Genomic DNA, 19,883 nt, shown 5'->3' with positions numbered 1-19,883 from the left:
GCAAGTACTTTAAGACCTCGCGACGAGATGTCAACCCTTCACTCCCGGCCGACGGCCCTAGCCTGGGGCCATGGACCGCCACCGCTCGACGTCCCCGCGCGGGCGGCGCGCCGTCCTCACGGCGGCGCTGCTCGCGCCGCTCGCCCTCGCCGCCGCCTGCTCCTCGCCGGGAGCCGAGCGATCCGTCCCCCGGGCGCTGGTGTACCGGGGCCCTGCCGGCTGCCCGGGATGTGCGGAGACCCTCGCCGAGCGGCTGGGCGCCGCCCCGCTGGGCATGGACATCATGTACATCGGCCCCGAGGAGGAGCTGCCGCTCACGGCCGAGTCCCTGCGGGGCGCGGACCTGTTCGCACAGCCCGGCGGCGGGGACGACGTGGCCGCGGCCGCGGCGGAGATGCCGGACGGGTTCGCCTCCGCCCTCGGGCAGTTCGTCCGCGACGGCGGCCGCTACCTGGGCATGTGCATGGGTGCGTATCTCGCCGGGCCCGAGGGCTTCGGCCTGCTGGAGGACACCGTGGAGGGCGAGGTGGGCGCCGCGGGCTTCCCGGTGACGGACAGCGCGGACCACCTGGTCGAGGTGACCTGGCAGGACACGGTGCGCTGGACGTACTTCCAGGAGGGGGCCCGGCTCCCGGAAGCGGGTGCGGAGTCGTATGCCCGCTATGAGAACGGCGATCTCGCCGCGGCGCTCTACGAGCTCGGCGCCGGGCGTGCGGCCCTCGTCGGCCCGCATCCCGAGGCCGATGCGAGCTGGCTCGCCGACGCCGGGCTCACCGATCCCGATGGGGACGACTGGGAGTTCGCCCTGCCGCTGATCCAGCACCTGCTGCGCTGACCTCCCGGCGGAGCGGACGGGGAGGGATGCGAGGCCGCCCTCCCGCCCGAGCCCGGCCGGACGTCGGCCCGCTCAGTGCACCCCGGCGTCGGAGCGCAGCGCGAAGGTCCCCTGGGCGCGGCGGCGGCCCTGGACGGGATGGTCGGGGACGAGGGCGTCCAGGAACCGGTACCCGCTGCGGGTGTAGGCGGCGCGCAGGTCACCGCCCTCGGCGGCCTCGCTCATGCAGCGCCACCAGTCGGTGATGTCGCCCCAGCCGGGGGCGGCGAGGGAGCCGCCGAATTGCTGGACGGCCAGCGCCGAGCACAGGGAGGCGAAGCGCAGCCGCTCCTCGAGCGGCCAGGAAGCGAGGGTGCCCAGCACCATCGCCGCGGCGAACACGTCCCCGGCGCCGGTGGTGTCGATCGCGGTGACCGGGACGGCGGGGCAGTACGCCTCCTCCCCCGTGGTCGAGTCGATCGCGTAGGAGCCGTGGGCGCCGTCGGTCACCACCGCCAGCGGCACCATCTCGGCGAGCGCGCGCACCGCCTTGTCGGGGCTGTCCGTGCGGGTGTAGGCCATCGCCTCGAGCGCGTTGGGGGTGAAGGCGTGGCAGTGGGCGAGCGGGGCGAGGTCGGCGGGGTCCCAGCGGCCGGTCTCGTCGAAGCCGATGTCGGCGAAGATCAGCGAGCCGCGCTGGGCGAGCTGCGCCCACCAGGACGTCTCCCCCGCCAGGTCCACCACGGCGGCCCGGGCGGCGGGCGCCGCAGCGATCAGGGTGGACAGCGGCTCGGGCAGCTCATGGCCGTGGGTGGCCATCGCCCGATCCCCCTCGGCGGCGATCGAGACGGTCAGCGCCGAGTGGAAGTCGTCGAAGCGGCGCGAGGCAGAGAGGTCGATGCCCTCCTCCTGCGCCATGGTGTGCCACATCCAGTCGGCATAGGCGTCGTCCCCGAACCCGGCGACCAGGCCGGTGCGCAGCCCCAGTCGGGCAGCGGCGGTGGCGAGGTTCGCGATCCCGCCGGGGCTGGAGCCCATGCCCTTGGACCACATCTCCTCACCGGGCTGCGGGAGCCGTTCCATGCCGGTGAAGACGATGTCGAAGAACACCGTGCCGGACAGCAGCACGTCCAGCGGTGGGTCCGTCGCGGTGCGCTGGGCGGCCAGCGGGTCCCAGTCCTGGCACTCGGCCGCGCCGGGCGGCGCGGGGGTCGACGCGCCGGCGGGTGTGCCGGAGTCCTCAGGACGGGCGGGATCAGTGGGCAGGGGGAACATCACTTGGCGACTCCTTCGAGCATTCCGCGGATGAAATGACGCTGCAGGAACAGGAACAGGATCACGGTGGGCAGGGCCACGATCACCGCGCCGGCGGCCAGCAGCGCGGTCTCGGAGGTGTACTGGCCCTGGAAGTTCGCCAGCCCCAGCGGGGCGGTGCGCAGCTTCCCACCCGGCGCCATGATCAGCGCGATGAGGAACTCGTTCCAGGTCCACATGAACACCAGCACCAGCATGGTCACGATCGCGGGCCGGGAGGCGGGCACCAGCACCCGCACCAGGGCCTGCAGCGGGCCGGCGCCGTCGAGCGCGGCGGCCTCGATGAGACTGCTGGGCAGGGCCCGGAACTGGGCCCGCAGCCAGAAGGTGCCGAAGGCGATCGACTGCGCCACCTGCGGCATCGCGATCGCGACAAAGGTATCGGTCAGGCCCAGGGAACGCAGGTCGAAGAACAGCGGGATGATCGTCGCCTCGCTGGGGATCATCAGCCCCAGCAGGAACAGGTAGAACAGCACCGTCGAGCCGCGGAAGCGCATGGTGCCGAAGGCGTAGCCGGCCAGGATCGCGAGCACGGTCGCCAGGCCCACCACGATCGCGGCGACCACCACCGAGTTCCCCAGCGACCTCCCGAAGCCGCCGATCGTCCAGGCGCGGGCGAAGTTCTCCAGGTGCAGGCCCCCGCTCTGACCCAGCGGCGCGGAGACGGAGGTGAGCACGATGGTGAGCACCGGGATCAGCGCGAAGGCGGCGAAGCCCAGCAGGATCACGTAGTTCAGCGACGTCTCGGCGCGGGATACCCTCATGACTCACGCTCCCCGATCCGAGTGACGCCCACGTTGATCACGAAGATCAGGGCCGTCAGCACGATCGCGACTGCGGAGGCGGAGCCGACGGTGCGCAGCTCGAAGGCACGGAAGTACACCTCGAAGCTGGGCACGGTGGTGGTGTTGCCGGGCCCACCGGAGGTGGTCATGTAGACCAGGTCGAAGGTCTTCAGCGCCGCGATGATCGTCAGCACCAGTGCGACCGTGATCTCGCCGCGCACGGCGGGAAGGGTGAGGGCGAAGAACTCCCTGACCGCCCCGGCTCCGTCGAGACGGGCCGCCTCGAACAGCTCCGCCGGGATACGGCTCATGCCCGACAGCATCAGCAGCATCACCAGCCCCATCTGCACCCAGGTGCCGATGAATCCCACCGCCGCCAGCGCCGTGCCCGGGTCCCCGAGCCAGCCCCGCGCGAGCGCGTCCAGGCCCACCGCTCGCAGCACATCGTTCAGCAGCCCGTACGGCGAGTAGATCTGCCGCCACGCCACCGCCACCACGACCAGCGCGATCACCTGCGGCAGGAAGATCACCGTGCGGAAGAAGCCCATCCCCCGCACCTGCCCGCGCCGCAGGATCGCCGCCAGCACCAGCCCGACCGCCAGCGGGATCACCGAGTAGAAGACGATCAGCACCAGGGCGTTGCCGATCGCACGAAGAAAATCAGCATCCCCGGCCAGGTCCAGGTAGTTGCCCAGCCCCACGAAGGTGGAGGGGCCGAAGCCCTTCCACTCGAAGAGGGAGAACTGCGCGGCCCGGCCCAGCGGGTACAGCGCGAACGCGCCGTAGACCAGGAACGCCGGGAGGATGAACAGGTACGGGGTCAGCGGGCTGCGCGCGACCGCCGAGGGCCGGCCGCGGCGGGCACGGGCCGACGCGCCGCCGGCGGCCGCCTCGCGCGGACCGCCGGTGGAAGGCTTGCCGAGGGGCCCGCCGGCCGGTCGCCGGCCGGTCACGCCCGGTGGCCCGCCGGTGGATCCGGACGCCATCGGGTCAGGATCCCTCGGTGAACGCGCCGTAGTCCTCCTGCAGGGCCTCGGCCGCGCCGGCCGGGTCGGTCTGGCCGCCGATGAGCTCCTGCAGGGTGGCGCCTGCGGTATCGGCGAACGACGGGGTCGCGTAGTCGAGGTAGGGCAGCAGCGTGCCCTCGGTGGAGACCTCGTCGAACGCCTCGTAGATGTCCTTGTTGACGCCGGAGTCCGGGGCCAGCTCGGCGGTGCGGTTCACCGGCATGCCGCCGTTCTCGGCGATCATCGCCATCGCGTCGTCGCTGGTGATGAAGTCGATGAAGGCAGCGGCCGCGGCCGGGTTCGCCGCCGCGGCGGGGATGGAGAACGGGATGCCGGTGCCGCCGGTGGTGGCGACCGTCCCGTCGGCCCCGGGCGGCGGGGCCATGAACCGCAGGTCCTCGCCCATCACGGCCTCCATGTCGGGGCCCAGCCAGGAGCCGCCGATCAGCAGCACGCCCTTGCCCTCGGTGTACAGCGGCCAGGCGTCGTCGTAGGCCAGCCCGTTCGGGGAGTCGCCGAGCGCCCCGCTGCTGCCCCAGTCGGCGAGCTGGGTGAGGGCGGCGAGGTTGTCCTCGCTGGTCCAGTCCGCGCCGGCGTTGCCCATACCGAGGGTCACGATGGTCTCAGCGTCCACGAAGTTGGCCTGCAGCGGGCCGAACACATGCAGCGCCGGCCACTGGTCGAGGTTGCCGAGCATGATCGGCAGCTCATCGGCCTCGGCGGCGGCCTCGACGAGCGAGAAGACCTCGTCCCAGCTGGTCGGCTTCTCCAGCCCAAGCGCGTCCAGCTTCTTCTGGGAGTAGTAGATGCCGCAGACCTCGCCGGTCTGGGCGACGCCGTAGAGGTTGCCCTCGCCGAAGGTGACGCCATCCTCGGAGTAGCTCATCTTGCTCAGCACGCTGGGGGCGAAGCGGTCCGTCCAGCCGTAGGCCTCGGCGTAGCCGCTGAGGTCGGTCAGCAGGCCGTCGGCCACGAAGGTGCCCATGTCGCCGCGGGCGTTGTTGACCTGCAGCACGTCAGGCACGTCGTTGCCGGACAGGGCCAGGCCCGTCTGCTGCTGGAGGTCGTCGAAGGACTGCGAGTTCCGCTCGACGGTGACGTTGGGGTACTTCTCCTTGAACGCGCCCAGCAGGGCCTCGATCGCGTCGTTCTGCGCACCGCGCACCTCCTGGTCCCACACCACCAGGGTGATGTCGCCGAGGGCCGCGATATCGGTGTCCACCTCGTCGGCCGCGGGGGCGGGGGCGGGGTCGCCGCTGCTGCCGCTGTCGGAGCCGGGGGCGCAGGCCGCCAGGAGCCCGAGCCCGCTGAGCGCAGCGGTGGTCCCGAGGAAATTCCGTCGTCGCATGATGTCCTCCTGAGGTGGTCGGCGCCGGCGCGCCATCGCGGTCGCCGTCTCCGGGCAGGTGCCCGTGTGCTCTCCGACACCATGATGACATGAGTTGCACGGAACTGCACGGGCCTGCTCGAAAATGCGCGAAGTTGTGTGCACGGTGCTACGGTGACGCCATGCTCAGCGAGGAACGGCATCAGGCGATCACGGCGGTCATCCACCGCCGGGGCACCGTCACGGTGGCCGCGCTGAGCACCGAGCTGGGCGTCTCCGAGGCCACGATCCGTCGGGACCTCGACGTGCTCGATGAGGCCGGCTCGCTGCGCCGGGTGCGCGGCGGCGCCACCGCGCGGCGCGGCTCCGTGCGCCCGGAGGCCGATCTGCGCTCCTTCGCCGATGTCGCCGGCTCCGCGACCGCCGCCAAGCAGTCGATCGCCGCGCGGGCCTGCGCCCAGGTGCGGGACGGCGAGGTGATCGCCCTGGATATCGGCACCACCGTCGCGGCGATGTGCCCGCTGCTGGCCGAGCGCTCCCTGACCGTGGTCACCGCCTCGCTGGCCGTGGTGCGCTCGCTGGCCGCCGCTCCCGGCGTGGACATCGTGATCCTCGGCGGGCTGCTGCGCCCCAACTACGACTCGATGGTCGGCACGCTCACCGAGTCCGCACTCGGCCAGGTGCGCGTGGACCGCGCCTTCCTCGGCACCGCCGGGGTGCGGCCCGACGGCGCGGTGCTCGATTCCACCCCCAGCGAGGTGCCGATCAAGCGCGGCCTGCTCGAGGTCGCTGCCGCCTCCTACCTGCTGGCCGACCACGAGAAGTTCCCCGGGTCGGGCTTCCTGGAGATCGCGCCGCTGTCGCGCTTCACCGCCCTGATCACCGACCGCTCGCCGCTGCCCTTCGACATCGTGCTCCCCGAGGGGGAGGACGTGGAGGTGCTGCTGCCATGAAGGAAGTGCTGCTGCCATGAAGCTCGCCATCCTGGGAGGCGGAGGCTTCCGCGTCCCGCTCGTGTACGAGGCGGTGGCCACCGCCGCCACCGGACTGGCCGTGGACGAGGTCTCCCTGTACGACGTCGACTCCGCGCGCCTGCGCGCCATCAGCGCCGTGATCGACGGGATCGCCGAACGCCTGCACACCGAAGGGCACGGTGCGACGCTGCCGAGCCTCACCGCCACCACCGACCTGCGCGAGGCCGTGGCCGGAGCGGACTTCGTGTTCTCCGCGGTGCGGGTGGGCGGCGCCGGGGCCCGCACGGTCGACGAGCGGGTCGCGCTGGGCCTGGGCCTGCTGGGCCAGGAGACCATCGGCCCGGGCGGCCTCGCCTTTGCGCTGCGCACGATCCCCGTCGCGCTCGAGATCGCCCGCACGATCGCCGAGGTCTCCCCTGAGGCGTGGGTCATCAACTTCACCAACCCTGCCGGGATCGTCACCGAGGCGATGCGCACCGTGCTCGGGGATCGCGTGGTGGGCATCTGCGACACCCCGATCGGGCTGGTGCGGCGTGTGGGCCGCCTGTTGGGCGTGGACCTGGTGGCCGGCGAGCGCGGCGCGAGCTTCGACTACGTGGGGCTGAACCATCTGGGCTGGCTGCGGTCGGTGACGGTCGACGGCACCGACCGCCTGCCCGGGCTGCTCGCCGACGACGCCGCCCTCGAGGAGATCGAGGAGGCGCGGCTGATCGGCAAGGACTGGGTGCGCGCCGATGGTGCACTGCCGAACGAGTACCTCTTCTACTACCTGCACACCTCTGCCGCGATCGAACGGATCACCGGCGCTGCGACCACGCGCGGGGAGTTCCTCGCGAAGCAGCAGGGGGACTTCTATCTCGCCGCCGAGCAGCTCACGGAGGACCCCAGCGCCGACGCGGAGGACGGTGCCCCCGGCCGCTCTGCCCCACCGCGTGCTGAGGCGGAGTCCTGCTGCGCCTCGCCGCTCCAGCTGTGGCGCTCCACCCTCCACGAGCGGGAGGCGACCTATATGGCGGAGTCCCGGGACGAGGAGCGGCGCGAGGAGGATATCGCCGGCGGCGGCTACCAGGAGGTGGCGCTGCGGCTGATGACCGCGCTCGCCACCGGCCGCAGCGAGCGGATGATCCTGGACGTGGGCAACGCCCCCGCCAGCAGCGACGCCCCGCCCGAGAATCGGATCGTGCCCGAGCTGCCGGCCGATGCGGTGCTCGAGGTGCTGTGCCTGGTCGACGGCGAGGGCGTGCATCCGCAGCCCGTGGCCCCGGTGGAGCTGGGGCGGCTGGGCGTGATGAGCACGCTGCGCGCGGCGGAGCGGAAGATCCTCGAGGCCGCCCTGACCGGTTCGCGGGACGCGGCCTGGCAGGGCTTCTCGACCCATCCGCTGGTGAGCTCACCAGTGCTGGGGCGGAAGCTGCTCGAGGGCTACATCGCCGGGCACCCGCAGATCGCTGCCCTGCTCGGCGAGGGCTGAGCGCGGCCGCAGGACCCGGGCACTGCCCGGGTCCCGCGGTTCCCGCCTCTGCGCGGCCGGCGTCGGCGCCGAGCCGTCGGCTCAGAAGCCGGGGTCGGCGGGGTCGGGGCCGATCCGTCCGTCGGCGCTGTCCAAGGCGTTGATCTTCTCGATCTCCTCGCCCGTGAGCTCGAGGCCGGCGGCGGCGAAGTTCGTGACGATCCGCTCAGGGGTGACGGACTTCGGGATCACGACGTTCCCGATGGCCAGGTGCCAGGCGATGATCACCTGGCCGGCGTCGGCGCCGTGCGCCTCCGCGATCTCGGTGATCACCGGGTCCTGCAGGATGTCGCCGCCCTGTCCCAGCGGGGACCAGGCCTCGGTGAGGATGGACTTGTCCGCATGGAAGGCCCGCAGCTCGCGCTGCTGGAACGCGGGGTGCAGCTCGATCTGGTGCATCACCGGCACCACCCCGGTCTCGGCGATGATCTCCTCCAGCTGCGCGATCGGGAAGTTCGAGACGCCGATGGACCTCGCCTTGCCCTGCTTCTGCAGCTCGATCAGCGCCTTCCAGGACTCCAGGTACAGCCCTCGCTGCGGGCTCGCCCAGTGGATGAGGTAGAGATCCACGTACTCCGTCCCGAGCTTGTCGAGGGAGGTCTCCAGCGCCTGCTGCGCGGCGTCGAAGCCCTGGTCGCCGTTGGCCAGCTTGGTGGTGATGAACAGGTCCTCGCGCGGGATGCCGGAGGCCTTCACGGCCCGGCCGACGCCGCCCTCGTTCTGGTAGCCGGCGGCGGTGTCGATGTGGCGGTAGCCGGCCTGGATCGCCTGGACGACGACGTCCGCTGCGACCTCGTCCTCGACCTGCCAGACGCCGTAGCCGAGCTGGGGGACGGATGCGCCGTCGTGGAAGGGCAGAGTGGGAACTGTGGTCATGTGAGGTCCTCCTCGGTAGGCGTTTACCCGCCCAGCCTACGACTGCGGATGCCTGCGGGACAGGCCTCGTCCATCCGGTAGGGAGTTCCGCCGGCCTGCGCGGAGGCGACGTGGCGGACCGCCGGGCCGATTCGTCGCGATGCCCGATACGGTGGCGACGGCATCGCGCAGATGCCGCGCACCATCGCCCCGCGGCGCCCCCAGCGCAAGCAGCCGAGCGGGCCCCGCATTCATGGCGTCGACCCGCGCACCGATCTCCGTCCCGAAACGAGCGTGGCCCGTGAGCCTCACCCTGGTCCTCACCCTCATCGCCCTGGTGCTGGTCTGCGCGGTCATCCAGCGGGTCGCCGGGATGGGGCTGGGCATCGTCTTCGCCCCGTACGCGGTGGTGCTGATCGGCGCCCACGAGGGCATCATGCTGGCGAACTTCCTGGGCGGGCTCATGCCGATCGTGATGCTGCCGCGGATCTGGTCGCAGATCGAATGGCGCAAGGTGCTCTGGCTGGGGCTGCCCGCGATCGCGGTGATGCCCGGCGCGGCCTGGCTCTCCACGATCTCGCCGCCCGCACCGCTGTACCTGGTGGTGGCGTCGCTGGTGCTGCTGAGCCTGGTGATCTCGGTGCTCCTGGCCCGGGTGGACACCCGGGTGGACGGCCGCTCCGCGCAGGTCGCCACGGGGGTCGGGATCGGGCTGGGCACCGTGCTCGGCGGCGTCGGCGGCCCGGCCGCGACGGTCTATGCGGTGCTCTCGCGGTGGCCGGCGCTGCCGATGGTGGCGACGCTGCAGCCGCTGTGGATCCTCGTCTCCTGGGTCTCCTTCGGCTCGAAGCTGGCGTGGGACGACGGCCAGCTGCCCGAGCTGCCGTGGTGGGTGTGGGTCGCGATGCTCGCCGCCGTGGTGGTCTCCGTCGGTGTCGGGGAGCTGGTGCAGAAGCGGATGCGCGAGAGCGGCATCCATCGCCTGGTGATCGTGCTCGGCTTCGTCGGCGCGCTGCTGTCGCTGTGGACCGGGCTGCGACTGCTGGTGAGCTGACTCCGCGCTTCGACCCCTAGAGTCACCGCAGCGGCAGAGTCACCACGGCGACCGTCCGCTCCCCCGGCTCCGGCCGCAGCGTGACCTGACCTTCGCCGGGCACCTGCGCGACCTCCCGCACCGCGGCGGAGACCTGCGGATCCAGCTCCACCGGTCCGGCCGCGGGGTCCAGCAGCAGGGCGTGCAGCACCCGCTGCCCATCGGCCGTCTCCCCGAGGGTGAAGCGCACCCCCTCGGGCGGGGTCGCGACCGCCTCGTGGAACCAGGGCCGGGTGCCGTAGATCGCCTCGCCGTGCCGGGTGAGCCATCCGCCGAGCTGTTCGAGCGCGGCGGACTGCAGCGGCGGGATCGACCCGTCGGCCCTGGGGCCGACGTTGATCAGCAGGTTCCCGTTCTTGGAGACGACGTCCACCAGCAGACGGATCAGCTCCGGGCCGTCCAGCGCGTGCTCGGCGGATTCGTCGGCGTTGTACCCGAAGGACAGGCCCAGACCGCGGGTGGATTCGAAGACCTCGGCCTGCACGGCGTCGATGTCCTGGTACTCGCGGGTGAGCACGCCGTGGACGGGGACTCCCCAGCGGTCGTTGACCATGGCGTCCGGCACCAGGTCGAGATGGCGACGGAAGAGCTGCTGGAGGGAGTCAGGGCCGTCGTACTTGCCGGCGTCGGGCCAGTCGATGTCGTTCCACAGCAGGTCCGGGGCGAAGCGGTCGATCAGCTCCCGCAGCTGGGCCGCGGCGTAGGCGGCGAAGGCCGGGTCGTTGCGACGCAGCGCGAACAGCTCATCGTTCGAGGTCAGCGGCGGGAAATCGGAGACATGCCAGTCGTGCGCGCCGGAATAGTAGAGCCCCAGGCGCAGCCCGGCCTCCCGCACCGCGGCGGAGAACTCAGCGATCAGATCCCGGCCGGGACCTCGCCGCGCCGCGGTGAAGGGCGTGGTCGCGGAGTCCCAGAGGCAGAAGCCGTCGTGATGCTTGGTGGTGGGGACGAGGTAGCGGGCCCCGGCCCGGGCGGCGAGGTCCACGATCGCCTCGGCGCTGCCCTCGGCGGGGTGCCAGTCGTCGGCGAAGTCCTCATAGGCATGGCCGACGCCGAAGCGCTGCTCGTGCCGCTGCCTGGTGGGGCCGTCCAGGCGCACGGTGTTCGCGTACCACTCGGCGTACTGGTGGCGGGCATAGGCGGTCTCGGCGGTGACATCGCTGCGGTCCAGCACGTCCGCCCAGGCCGGGACCGAGTACAGGCCCCAGTGCACGAAGATCCCGAGCTTCGCGTCGCGGTACCAGTCCGGGACGGGGAGGCCGGGGTAGGCGGAGGCCGGGGCGGCGTCTGCCGGCCCGTGGCGGTCATCGAAGCTGATCATCAGGGTCTCCTTAGCTGGTTCGTTGCCATCGGCTCACGGTCTCCGCGTCCCACGCCTGCGCGTGATGCCGCTGTCCGGCGGCGGTGAGCGCCAGCAGCACCGCTCCCGCACGGCCTGCCCTGTCCCCGAGCGGGGAGATCGCCAGCTCAGGCGCCTGCTTCCACAGCAGCTGGGCCTCCAGCAGGGGCGGAGCGGGCCGATCAGCGCCTCCCCCGCACGGGAGAGCCCGCCGGCGAAGACGATCGTGCCCGGATCCACGGTGAGTGTGAGGGTGCACAGGCCGCGGGCCAGCGCCTCCAGCCCCTCCTCCCAGACGCGGGCCGCGACCGCATCCTCCGGCAGGGATCCCACCAGAGTGGCGACATCCGCGGCAGCCCGCTCGCCGCCCAGCTCCCGGTAGCGGCGCAGCAATGCGGCTCCCGAGGCGTAGGTGTCCACGCAGCCCGTGCGGCCGCAGGCGCACAGATCACCGCCGGGCACGACCGTGGCATGGCCGAACTCGCCCGCGCTGCCGGCCACACCGGAGAGCACCCGGCCGCCGCTGACCAGGCAGGCGGCGATGCCCGTGCCGATGGAGACCAGGGCATAGTCATCCATCCCCCTCGCAGCGCCGAGAGCGCCTTCGGCGATCCCCGCCCAGCGCACGTCATGGCCCAGCGCCACCCGGACCGCACCTCCCGTCCCCGCAGCCTCGATCGCCGTGGTGATGTGGGCGCGCAGGTCCATGTCGTGCCAGCCGAGATTGGAGGCGAAGCGCACCACCCCGTGGTCCTCGTCGAGGTGGCCGGGGCTGAGTATCGCGATGCCGAGCAGCTCGACCCCGAGGGTCTGGGCGGCGTGCTGCGCGGCGGTGACCTGCGAGAGCACCGCCTCGAGTGCCCTGGGGCCCTGGCCGGTCGGGCACGAGGCGACGAACAGCGAGCTCCCCGAGAGGTCCACGAGGTCGGTGGAGATCGAGGTCCCGCCGATATCGATGCCGATGACCGCGCCGTCAGCCGTCATCGAGCGGTCCCGCTGCGCTCGGGGAGCTGAGGTCGACGTCCCCATGGGAGCGCCCCTTCCGCTGTCGTCCGCTGATCGGTCCGCGACTGTCGACCACCGACCGAGGCGGCGCCGTCGGGTCCGCTCCGGTCGTCGGCCGGGCGAGGAGATCGCGCTGCGGCTCTCGCCGAGCAGGAGTCGTGTCGGATCATTCCTCGTGCAGCACCCCGATGCGCGGTCGAAACACTCGAAGCATCGACCATACATCGGACCAGTTGTCGAAAAGTGACCGCTCCGCCTGCCAGACTTCATACAGGACAGCCCGCTGCCCCGAGCTCGCTCGGCTCTGCCGCCCTCGAGGGATCACTGGGCCCAGCAGACCGCACCGCACCCCCGTGAAAGGTCGACATGACCACTTCCCTCCCGCGCATCGGCATCGCCGGCATCGCGATCGAGTCCTCGACGTTCACGCCCTACCGCTCCGGGGCCGACGACTTCGAGGTGCGTCGCGGCACCGCTGAGATCCTGGACCGCTACCCCTTCCAGGTGCCGCCGGCCGAGTACGTCGGCGTCCTGCACGCCCGCGCCCTGCCCGGCGGGCAGCTGGACCGCGCGGTGTACGAGGGCTGGAAGGCGGAGATCGTCGAGGGTCTCGCGGCCGCGATGGCACAGGCCCCCTTGGACGGCTTATTCTTCGACATCCACGGCGCGATGAGCGTGGTGGGCCTGGACGACGCCGAGGGGGATCTGATCACCGCGATCCGCGGCGTGATCGGGGCGGAGGTGGTGGTGGGCACCGCGATGGACCTGCACGGCAATGTCTCCCACACCCTGTTCGAGGCCTGTGACCTGCTCACCTGCTACCGCCACGCCCCGCACATCGACGCCTGGGAGACCCGCGAGAGGGGACTGCGCGACCTGGTGGAGACCGCCGCCCGGGTGCGCGACGGCGGGCCGCTCCCCCACACGGCGCTGGTGCACGTGCCGATCCTGCTGCCCGGGGAGAAGACCTCCACCCGCATCGAGCCCGCGAAGTCGCTGTACGCCCGGATCCCGGGGCTGACCGAGCGGCCCGGCGTGACCGACGTGTCCTACTGGATCGGCTTCGCCTGGGCGGACCAGCCCCGCTGCCAGGCCGCGATCGTCGCCTTCGGGGACGGGGCCGAGGCGGTCGAGGCCGCTGCGATGGAGCTCGCCACCGCCGTGTGGGAGCAGCGGCACGAGTTCGAGTTCGTCGCCCCCACCGGCACCTTCGAGGACTGCCTCGACCAGGCGATCGCCTCGAACGCACGCCCCTTCTGGATCTCCGATTCCGGGGACAACCCCGGCGCCGGCGGCGCCGACGACACCACGCACGCCCTGGCCCAGCTGGCTGCCCGCGAGGAGATCCGTGCTGATCAGGTGAGCGCGCTGATGGTCTCGCTGGTCGATCCCGCGACCACCGACGCGGCCTGGTCGGCGGGCCAGGGCGGACGCCTCGCGGTGCAGGTGGGCGCCAATATCGACGCCCGCGAGCCGGGCCCGGTGCCGCTCGCCGTCGAGGTCGCGGCGCTCGATGAGTCCGCTCCGACGGGACGCTCTGCCGCCCTGCGCGTGCTCGAGGCGGGCCCGTCGGCCGACCCTTCGGCGGATCCGGCCGCTCTCGCCGCCGCCCGACCGACCGGACTCACCGTCGTAGTCACCGCCAGGCGCTCCCAGTGGGCGACGGCGTCGATGTTCGCGCGGCTGGGACTGTCGATGACCGGCTTCGACATCGTCACCGTGAAGATGGGCTATCTCGAGCCCGAGCAGTACGAGGCCGCCGCGGACTGGCTGCTGGCGCTGACCCCGGGCGGCGTGGACCAGGACCTGCTGCGGCTGAGCCACTCACGGATCCCGCGCCCGATGATCCCCTTCGATGCCGAGATCCCGGCGCCGACGGCGGCCGACGTGGTGGCCGGGGGCGGCCGACGACACTGACTCCGAAGCGTCCGTCACCGCTCGTCGGCCCAGCACAGGTGTGCCTCCGACCATCTGCCGGCGGGCGGTGACCGGCGGGCCGGCGCCGGAGGGTGTTCCGGTGCCGGCCCGCCGCGAGATCAGCCGACCTTGCCGAGGTCCTCGACGCGCAGATCGTCGATCGTGAGGTTCGCCTGCCGCCCTCCGCCGAGCTTCTCGATGCCGACCCAGGTGGTGTCGACGTTCTCGGAGGCGGTGAACTCGAGGCTCACCCGCTCGGTCTCCCGGGCCTGCGGCAGGGGCAGACGTTCCACCTGCTCGGAGACGACCGGGTCCCCGACCGTGTCCTCGCCCACCACGATCTGATAGGTATCGGCGAAGGCGGTCTGGTGGTCGAAGGAGAGCCGATAGCGGTGTCCTGGGGTGAGGGGCAGCGACGCCTGCGTGGTGCTCAGGATCAGCCCCTCGTTCTCCTCATTCGCCATCAATGACCACTGGCCGCGGAGCACATTGTCGGTCAGCTTGCCGCCCTCGACGGCGTCGCCATCCTGGTTCAGGCCGTACCAACCGGCCTGCGAATACGGCTCGTGCCGCTCCGCGAGCTGGGTGCGGGCGTCGCCCCCGATGTTGTCGGCACCGGTCACGAACGGCCAGTATCCGGTGTCGACGTTCTCGAAGTCCTCGAACAGGATCGTCTCCTCCGTCGGCGAGGGGTCCTCCGGCTCGGTGAACGGGACCACGCGGATGTCGTCGATGCGCACCTCGGCGTCTCCCTCGGCGGCGGAGACCGCGAAGGCCACCGGAGAGCCGTCGGAGACGAAGGTGACGCGCACTCGCTGGAAGTGGCGGCCGTGCTTGGTGTCCGAGGCGGTGGCGTTGACCACCGTCGAGGCGTTGATGGTCGTCGCCACGCCGCGACCCTGCGCCGCCTGATGCGCAGTCGGTTCCACGCCTCGACCGGTAGCGGAGACCGTCACCTCACGGGTGCTGGTGGGATCGATCTCGATCCACGCCCACGCGGACCAGGTTCCCGCCGACAGATGCCGGGCCGGGCGGGCCGGGTCGTGCAGGTGCTGCTCGATCGACGCCGCTGCACCGCCCCCGAGCAGCGCCTGGCGGTTGAGGAATTCGTCCGTCTCCACGGAGGCCTCGCCCTTCACCCGCCAGGCGTCCAGCGTGCCCGAGAAGAACCCGGGATCCACCACGGGAGTGCCGAAACCCCATGAAGGATCCCGCGGCTCCGGCAGCTGCCCGCTCGGGTGGAGCACATACGCGACGCCGGCCTCGGCATCGAGGGTGACCTGACCATCCTGCACGGGCACGGTGACCTCATCGGTGCGACCCGAGTCGCTCAGGCGGTACATGACCAGCGAGCTCGGTCCGGACCAGCCATCGGTGAGCGTCCAGGTGGATGTGCCGCCCTCGGGGTTCAGGTGGTACAGCCTCTCGTCCCCATCCGACCAGGGCAACAGGTACTTTCCGTCTTCGTAGACGGTTGCGCCGTCGCTCGTGATGAGGCGGTCGGTGGGGATCTCGGTGCCGGAGACGGAGGCGACCGACGAGGTCACCTCGGTGCCATCGGCCAGCACGATACGACCGGGCTCGTCCTCGGTCGGGGTGGTCCACGAGATGATCTCGGAGCGCTGGAGGAACTTGGTCGGCAGGTTCCGCTCCCAGATGTTGGTGAAGAAGGCCTTCGCGTCCTGGTGCCCGGTCCAGCCCTCGAACTCCTGGATGTTCGCGTTGGACAGCAGCGGATCCGGATTCCACACGTCCTTGCGGGCGTTGTCGATGAAACGGATCACCTGCGAGTTCAGGCCCTTGTTGCTGGACCCGCCGTAGTTCTCATCATTCGCCCAGTGCGACCAGATCGACTCCCGCGGCATCTTGTTCGCCCACTCGGTGGAGACCACCCAGCCCTGCTGCCGCAGCTCCTGGGACAGACGCTGCCCCTCCCAGCCGCTGGGGTAGTACACGTCCACGTACAGGAACGACAGGTTGTCCGGGACCTCGTCGCGCAGATCCTGGAAGCGTCGCAGCACAGCGGTGCTCCCGAGATCTTTCGGTCCGTCGATCTTGTACGCCTGGTTCATCCAGCCCCACCCCGGCTCGATCGGATCACGCAGCAGCTCCTCGGAGAAGGCGTGCGCCTCGGAGTAGGACTCGGTGGCGTTGACGTGCACCCCGAAGGTCGCGTTCCACTCCGAACCCTTCGTGACCAGGGTGTCCAGCTCGTCCTTGCCGCCGGCACGCACGTTGTAATGGCCCGCGTAGTCGGGGTGTGCGGCGTCGTGGCCCTCGGCCTCGTAGCCCTTGAGCATCACGGATTGGCCGAGCCCGTCGGTGGCCAGACCGATGCGCTTGGTGTCATCGAGGATGCGGAGGAACGGATGTGTGGCCTGGGAGACGATGTTGAAGGGGATGCGTTTGATGACCTCATCGGCCACGTCCTCGGAGCCGGCGATCGTCTCGGCCACGTCGCGCGCCGCGATCGCAGCGTCCTGCCAGTCGACCACGCCGTCGCCGTTCGCATCACCCACCACGCGCACCCGCACGAAGGGATTCGCATCAGCGCCGAGACCGTGATCCGCGGTGGACCCGCGCACCACGAAGGTGCCCGGGGAGACGGTGCCGTAGATGGCGCCCTCGCCCTGCGCGAGGGTGGCGATGTACCGGGAGTTGTCGGTCTGCACGCGGTCGGCGGTCGCACCCCCGGCGGTGTTGTCCTCGACCGCGTTGGTCTCGAAGCCGGCGGCGAGCTCACCACCGTGCAGCAGCGCGACGTGGGTGGGATCCGAGACGGCAGTGCCGGGCTCCTGGGCCGACAGGTCGTAGAAGTGGTCACCGCTGGTGGCACGGTCGACGGACAGATCGGCGGTGACCACTCGGGCGCTCGCCTCGGTGCCGTTGACGGAGGCCAGGTCCAGACGCGGCACCGAGACGCGATGCACCGACCGATCGGGGTCCACGATGTTCGTCAGGCGCCAGAGGAACACGCCGTCGGCGACCGAGAGCACCGCGTCGACGGAGACACCGGGCAGATCCGGCACGGTGAGGCGGTAGGTCGCGCTCGCGCCGTCCTCGGCGAGCTGCGGCTCCTCGACCTCGACCCCGCGCTCGACGTCGTCGATCGTGATCGTCGTGTGCGCGCCGCCGTAGCGCCCGGCGAGGGTCGCCCCGCCCACGGTGTAGTCCACGACCTGGGGAAAGTCCGGGTGCAGTCGAACGCGCAGGTCATCATCGGTGATCTCGATGGTCCCCGGGGGAGGGTCCACAGTGATCGAATCGGGCTCCGGCTCCTCGGGAGCGGCATTCGCTGCACCGGGCACAGCGATACCCGTGAAACCGACGCCTGCGGCGACGCCGGAGGCTTGGATGAAACGTCGGCGGTCCATGTGCATCTCCATCATGTAGGTGTGATTCGATTTACATTGCCCGCCTCAGGCTAACCCGCCCCGGGCGGATGAGTCCGGAGAGTTGCGCACTCGATGCCGCTCCGCTGGGAGCCCTTGGCTCAGACCCGGTGCGCTCGACGTCGGAGCCCTGCTGGCCACGGCAGTGCGCTGGGAATCTGGATTCAGTAGCAAATTTATGGTGGACTTGTCCAACACGCGCGATCCCACACGGCGGGACTTGAGTTGTTGGAGGGCTGATGACCGTTGACGTGGGAGCACTGCTACAGGAACTGGACATCCGGATAGCCGAGGGGTCATCGGTATCCACATGGCTCCTGCGCGCCCCAGACGGCTCCGCGTTCGAGATCGAGCCCGGCACGCCCGCAGCTCGACTCACAGCGCACGATGTACGGCGCGACAGCGTCGACCAAGGGAGGGAGCGACGCCGGGTGCTCCACATCGGGGTGTCCGCGACCACCGGGGTGGTTGAGCGCGCCACGGCCGGGGAGATCGATATCCTCACTGCCGAACCCATCCAGCTCATCCATGCGGGACGCCGCTATGGAGCGGCACCGGAACTCCCGCAACGGCGCCCACCCCGTCACAGGGGCACTCCCGCATGGATTCGTTGGGCGCTCGAGCGATACCTGCTGCTCACTGCCGAGCCCACCAGACAGCCTGTGATTGCCGAGACGCTGGGAACGACCCAGCAGTCCGTCTCCCGCGCCGCACAAGCCCTGGGAGGGCTCGTAGCCGATGAGGGAAAAGGACTGTACGCCCAGGATCGCGCTCGTCTGCTCTCCCACTGGCGCCACGAATACCCAGGGCCCGGTGGGCAGGAGTTCGGCTGGTACGGGCTGGACCCGGTGACAGATCTCGTCGACCGTGCCGTGGAGGTCGCCCGTCTGCTGGACGTCGCGAATCTTGTGAGCGGTGATGTCGCCGCAGATCAGATCGCCCCCTGGAAGCTACCGGCTCGAGGACGGATCTACGTCTCCGGCCCCGTCGACCTTGCCGACGACGGCTTCGTGCCTGCTCCTCTGGAGGAGGCGAATCTCGTCACCTGCATTCCTCGTGATCCCACCCTCTGGAGGCTCTCGCACTCGGTGTCGACCAATGCAGGCACAACCGACCTGGCGGTCGCGGACGCTGCGATCGTCTATTGGGATCTGTTCATGAGTGGTGACCAGGACAGCGAAGAAGCAGCGATGCAGATTTCGCGGCTGCTTCTTGGGGATCGCTGATGGTCGAACACGAGATGTCGTCGCGCCACCTCCGCGTCATCGCCCCGAGCGCGGCCGACGGGCTGAGCGCCGCGGAGATCTGCGAAGCCGTGGTGCGCTCGGCCGCCTCCCGCAGCTGGGAGGCTGTGCCGCAGGGCTGAACCCGTGTCGCAGGGCTGAGGCCGTGCCCCTGGGCTGAAACTGCACCGGGAGCCCGCCGGCGGGCTGAACTCGTCCGAGGAATCTTCGGGTGACGTCCAGTACTGCGCGATAGCCTGTCCATACGCACAGGCGAGGCGTTCGCACGGTGGAGGGAACGGTCCCGGACCACTCCACCCGAACCGGCCTCGTCATCGTCTCGGGGAGGACAGCGGGAACCGGTGAGCGCAGAGCAGGGACCGTCGGCCGAGCCGCCGACCAGCGGGAACAACAGGTTCCCGGATCCTTTCGCGCCCGCGCCCCCGGTACCGACCGGCTCCCGCGGCAGCACGGACGCCTCGGCGCCCGCAGGCTCGGATGCCCGGACCCCCGGCGACCGTGACCTGCCCTGGAAGGCCACCGCCGAGCGCCGCGACCTGTGGGGCCCGATCGAGAAGCCACTGCAGGGGACGGTCCACTCCCCCGCCTCGAAGGCCGTCGGCCGGCCCCGCCGCTCGCCGCTGGTGCGCTTCGGCGCCCCGGTGCTGCTGGGCGGGCTCGCCGCGGTCCTCACGCTCGTCGTCGGGCTCGGCGCGGGGCTGGCCGGCCCGTTGCTGGCCCTCGCCGCGGCGGCCGGCATCGGCGTGGTGACCCTCGGCGGCAGCGGCGCCCTCCTGAACGCTCCGCGCCGCGACCAGGAGGAGCGCCCCGTGCTGGACGCCTCGGTGCCGGACAGCACCCGGGCCGTGCTCACCCGGATCCTGGACGCCGACGCCGCCACCCGCGAGGAGCTCTCGGTGCTGCGCCCGCAGGCGAGCAGCACCCCGTCGGCCGCGACCGTGCTGGACGACGTCGACGGCCTGGTCACCCGGATCGACGCCCTGGTCGCCACCGAGCAGCTGCAGTCGCTGCGGCCCTCGACCGGCGAGGTGACGATGCTCGAGGGGATCGCCTGCCGCTACGTGCCCGACCTGGTCGAAGCCGCGAGCGACACCATCGGCTTCCTGCAGACCTTCGAGGGCTCAGCCCGCCAGGAGGCGCTGGAGAACCTCGAGAGCATCGGTCGGCAGCTCAGCGTGCTGGCCGAGGGGGTCGAGCAGATCGAGACCGACCTCGTCGGCGGCGTCTCCCGCTCCCTCGAGGTGCACGCCGAGTTCCTGCGCGCCCGCTTCGCCGACCAGCACCTGAACCCGATCATCGACGTCTGA

16 protein-coding genes are annotated in these 19,883 nt (G+C 71.1%); 8 read left to right on the top strand and 8 right to left on the bottom strand.

What is annotated here, in order from left to right:
• Nucleotides 1-70 precede the first annotated feature (70 nt).
• A complete protein-coding gene (locus CFK39_RS08660; protein ID WP_089065128.1) occupies nt 71-835 on the top strand; it encodes a BPL-N domain-containing protein in 765 nt (254 codons plus the stop codon).
• A 72-nt stretch (nt 836-907) separates the two neighbouring features.
• On the opposite strand, the gene CFK39_RS08655 is transcribed toward CFK39_RS08660, so the two are convergent.
• The 4 genes from CFK39_RS08655 to CFK39_RS08640 are packed head-to-tail and all read right to left on the bottom strand — an operon-like array spanning nt 908 to nt 5,268.
• The gene (locus tag CFK39_RS08655; protein ID WP_245822380.1) at nt 908-2,089 is read right to left on the bottom strand and encodes a carbohydrate kinase family protein; all 1,182 of its coding nucleotides are present in this window, start codon (nt 2,087-2,089) and stop codon (nt 908-910) included.
• On the bottom strand, nt 2,089-2,892 hold the full coding sequence (locus CFK39_RS08650) for a carbohydrate ABC transporter permease (protein ID WP_089065127.1): 804 nt from the start codon (nt 2,890-2,892) through the stop codon (nt 2,089-2,091). Before CFK39_RS08650 ends, CFK39_RS08655 begins: the two co-directional genes overlap by 1 nt.
• Nucleotides 2,889-3,899, bottom strand: a complete 1,011-nt coding sequence (locus tag CFK39_RS08645) for a carbohydrate ABC transporter permease (protein WP_245822378.1) — start codon at nt 3,897-3,899, stop codon at nt 2,889-2,891. Before CFK39_RS08645 ends, CFK39_RS08650 begins: the two co-directional genes overlap by 4 nt.
• 4 nt (nt 3,900-3,903) lie before the next feature.
• Nucleotides 3,904-5,268 carry an ABC transporter substrate-binding protein gene (locus tag CFK39_RS08640; RefSeq protein WP_089065126.1) on the bottom strand — a complete coding sequence of 455 codons (1,365 nt, stop codon included), beginning with the start codon at nt 5,266-5,268 and terminating at the stop codon, nt 3,904-3,906.
• A 161-nt stretch (nt 5,269-5,429) separates the two neighbouring features.
• Between CFK39_RS08640 and CFK39_RS08635 the strand changes: the two genes are divergently transcribed.
• On the top strand, nt 5,430-6,200 hold the full coding sequence (locus tag CFK39_RS08635; RefSeq protein ID WP_089065125.1) for a DeoR/GlpR family DNA-binding transcription regulator: 771 nt from the start codon (nt 5,430-5,432) through the stop codon (nt 6,198-6,200).
• Between the two features lie 16 nt (nt 6,201-6,216).
• Entirely contained in the window at nt 6,217-7,692 is a 1,476-nt protein-coding gene (locus tag CFK39_RS08630; RefSeq protein ID WP_089065124.1) for a family 4 glycosyl hydrolase, read from the top strand.
• A gap of 81 nt (nt 7,693-7,773) precedes the next feature.
• On the opposite strand, the gene CFK39_RS08625 is transcribed toward CFK39_RS08630, so the two are convergent.
• On the bottom strand, nt 7,774-8,607 hold the full coding sequence (locus tag CFK39_RS08625; RefSeq protein WP_089065123.1) for an aldo/keto reductase: 834 nt from the start codon (nt 8,605-8,607) through the stop codon (nt 7,774-7,776).
• A 280-nt stretch (nt 8,608-8,887) separates the two neighbouring features.
• Between CFK39_RS08625 and CFK39_RS08620 the strand changes: the two genes are divergently transcribed.
• Nucleotides 8,888-9,640, top strand: coding sequence for a TSUP family transporter (locus CFK39_RS08620; RefSeq protein ID WP_089065122.1), 753 nt, complete (start codon nt 8,888-8,890; stop codon nt 9,638-9,640).
• Between the two features lie 22 nt (nt 9,641-9,662).
• Here CFK39_RS08620 and CFK39_RS08615 read toward each other — a convergent pair whose 3' ends face one another.
• Nucleotides 9,663-11,000 carry an alpha-L-fucosidase gene (locus tag CFK39_RS08615; protein ID WP_089065121.1) on the bottom strand — a complete coding sequence of 446 codons (1,338 nt, stop codon included), beginning with the start codon at nt 10,998-11,000 and terminating at the stop codon, nt 9,663-9,665.
• Nucleotides 11,001-11,033: 33 nt separating this feature from the next.
• Entirely contained in the window at nt 11,034-12,047 is a 1,014-nt protein-coding gene (locus tag CFK39_RS08610; protein WP_157697118.1) for an ROK family protein, read from the bottom strand.
• Nucleotides 12,048-12,389: 342 nt separating this feature from the next.
• On the opposite strand from CFK39_RS08610, the gene CFK39_RS08605 reads away from it, so the two are divergent.
• Complete coding sequence (locus CFK39_RS08605) at nt 12,390-13,940, top strand: M81 family metallopeptidase (RefSeq protein ID WP_089065119.1); 1,551 nt, start codon at nt 12,390-12,392, stop codon at nt 13,938-13,940.
• 119 nt (nt 13,941-14,059) lie between these two features.
• Here CFK39_RS08605 and CFK39_RS08600 read toward each other — a convergent pair whose 3' ends face one another.
• Nucleotides 14,060-17,314, bottom strand: coding sequence for an endo-alpha-N-acetylgalactosaminidase family protein (locus CFK39_RS08600; RefSeq protein WP_172805655.1), 3,255 nt, complete (start codon nt 17,312-17,314; stop codon nt 14,060-14,062).
• A gap of 257 nt (nt 17,315-17,571) precedes the next feature.
• Here CFK39_RS08600 and CFK39_RS08595 point away from each other — a divergent pair, with 257 nt between their 5' ends.
• From CFK39_RS08595 to CFK39_RS08590, 3 genes are all read left to right on the top strand, one after another.
• Entirely contained in the window at nt 17,572-18,558 is a 987-nt protein-coding gene (locus CFK39_RS08595; RefSeq protein WP_089065118.1) for a type IV toxin-antitoxin system AbiEi family antitoxin, read from the top strand.
• Nucleotides 18,558-18,698 carry a hypothetical protein gene (locus CFK39_RS16240; RefSeq protein ID WP_157697117.1) on the top strand — a complete coding sequence of 47 codons (141 nt, stop codon included), beginning with the start codon at nt 18,558-18,560 and terminating at the stop codon, nt 18,696-18,698. Before CFK39_RS08595 ends, CFK39_RS16240 begins: the two co-directional genes overlap by 1 nt.
• A gap of 219 nt (nt 18,699-18,917) precedes the next feature.
• Nucleotides 18,918-19,883, top strand: a complete 966-nt coding sequence (locus CFK39_RS08590; protein ID WP_089065117.1) for a hypothetical protein — start codon at nt 18,918-18,920, stop codon at nt 19,881-19,883.

This window comes from Brachybacterium avium (assembly GCF_002216795.1).
Classification (GTDB): Bacteria; Actinomycetota; Actinomycetes; order Actinomycetales; family Dermabacteraceae; genus Brachybacterium; species Brachybacterium avium.
The sequence above is the reverse complement of the archived record's forward strand: the minus strand, read 5'-3'. Positions and strand labels throughout refer to the sequence as shown.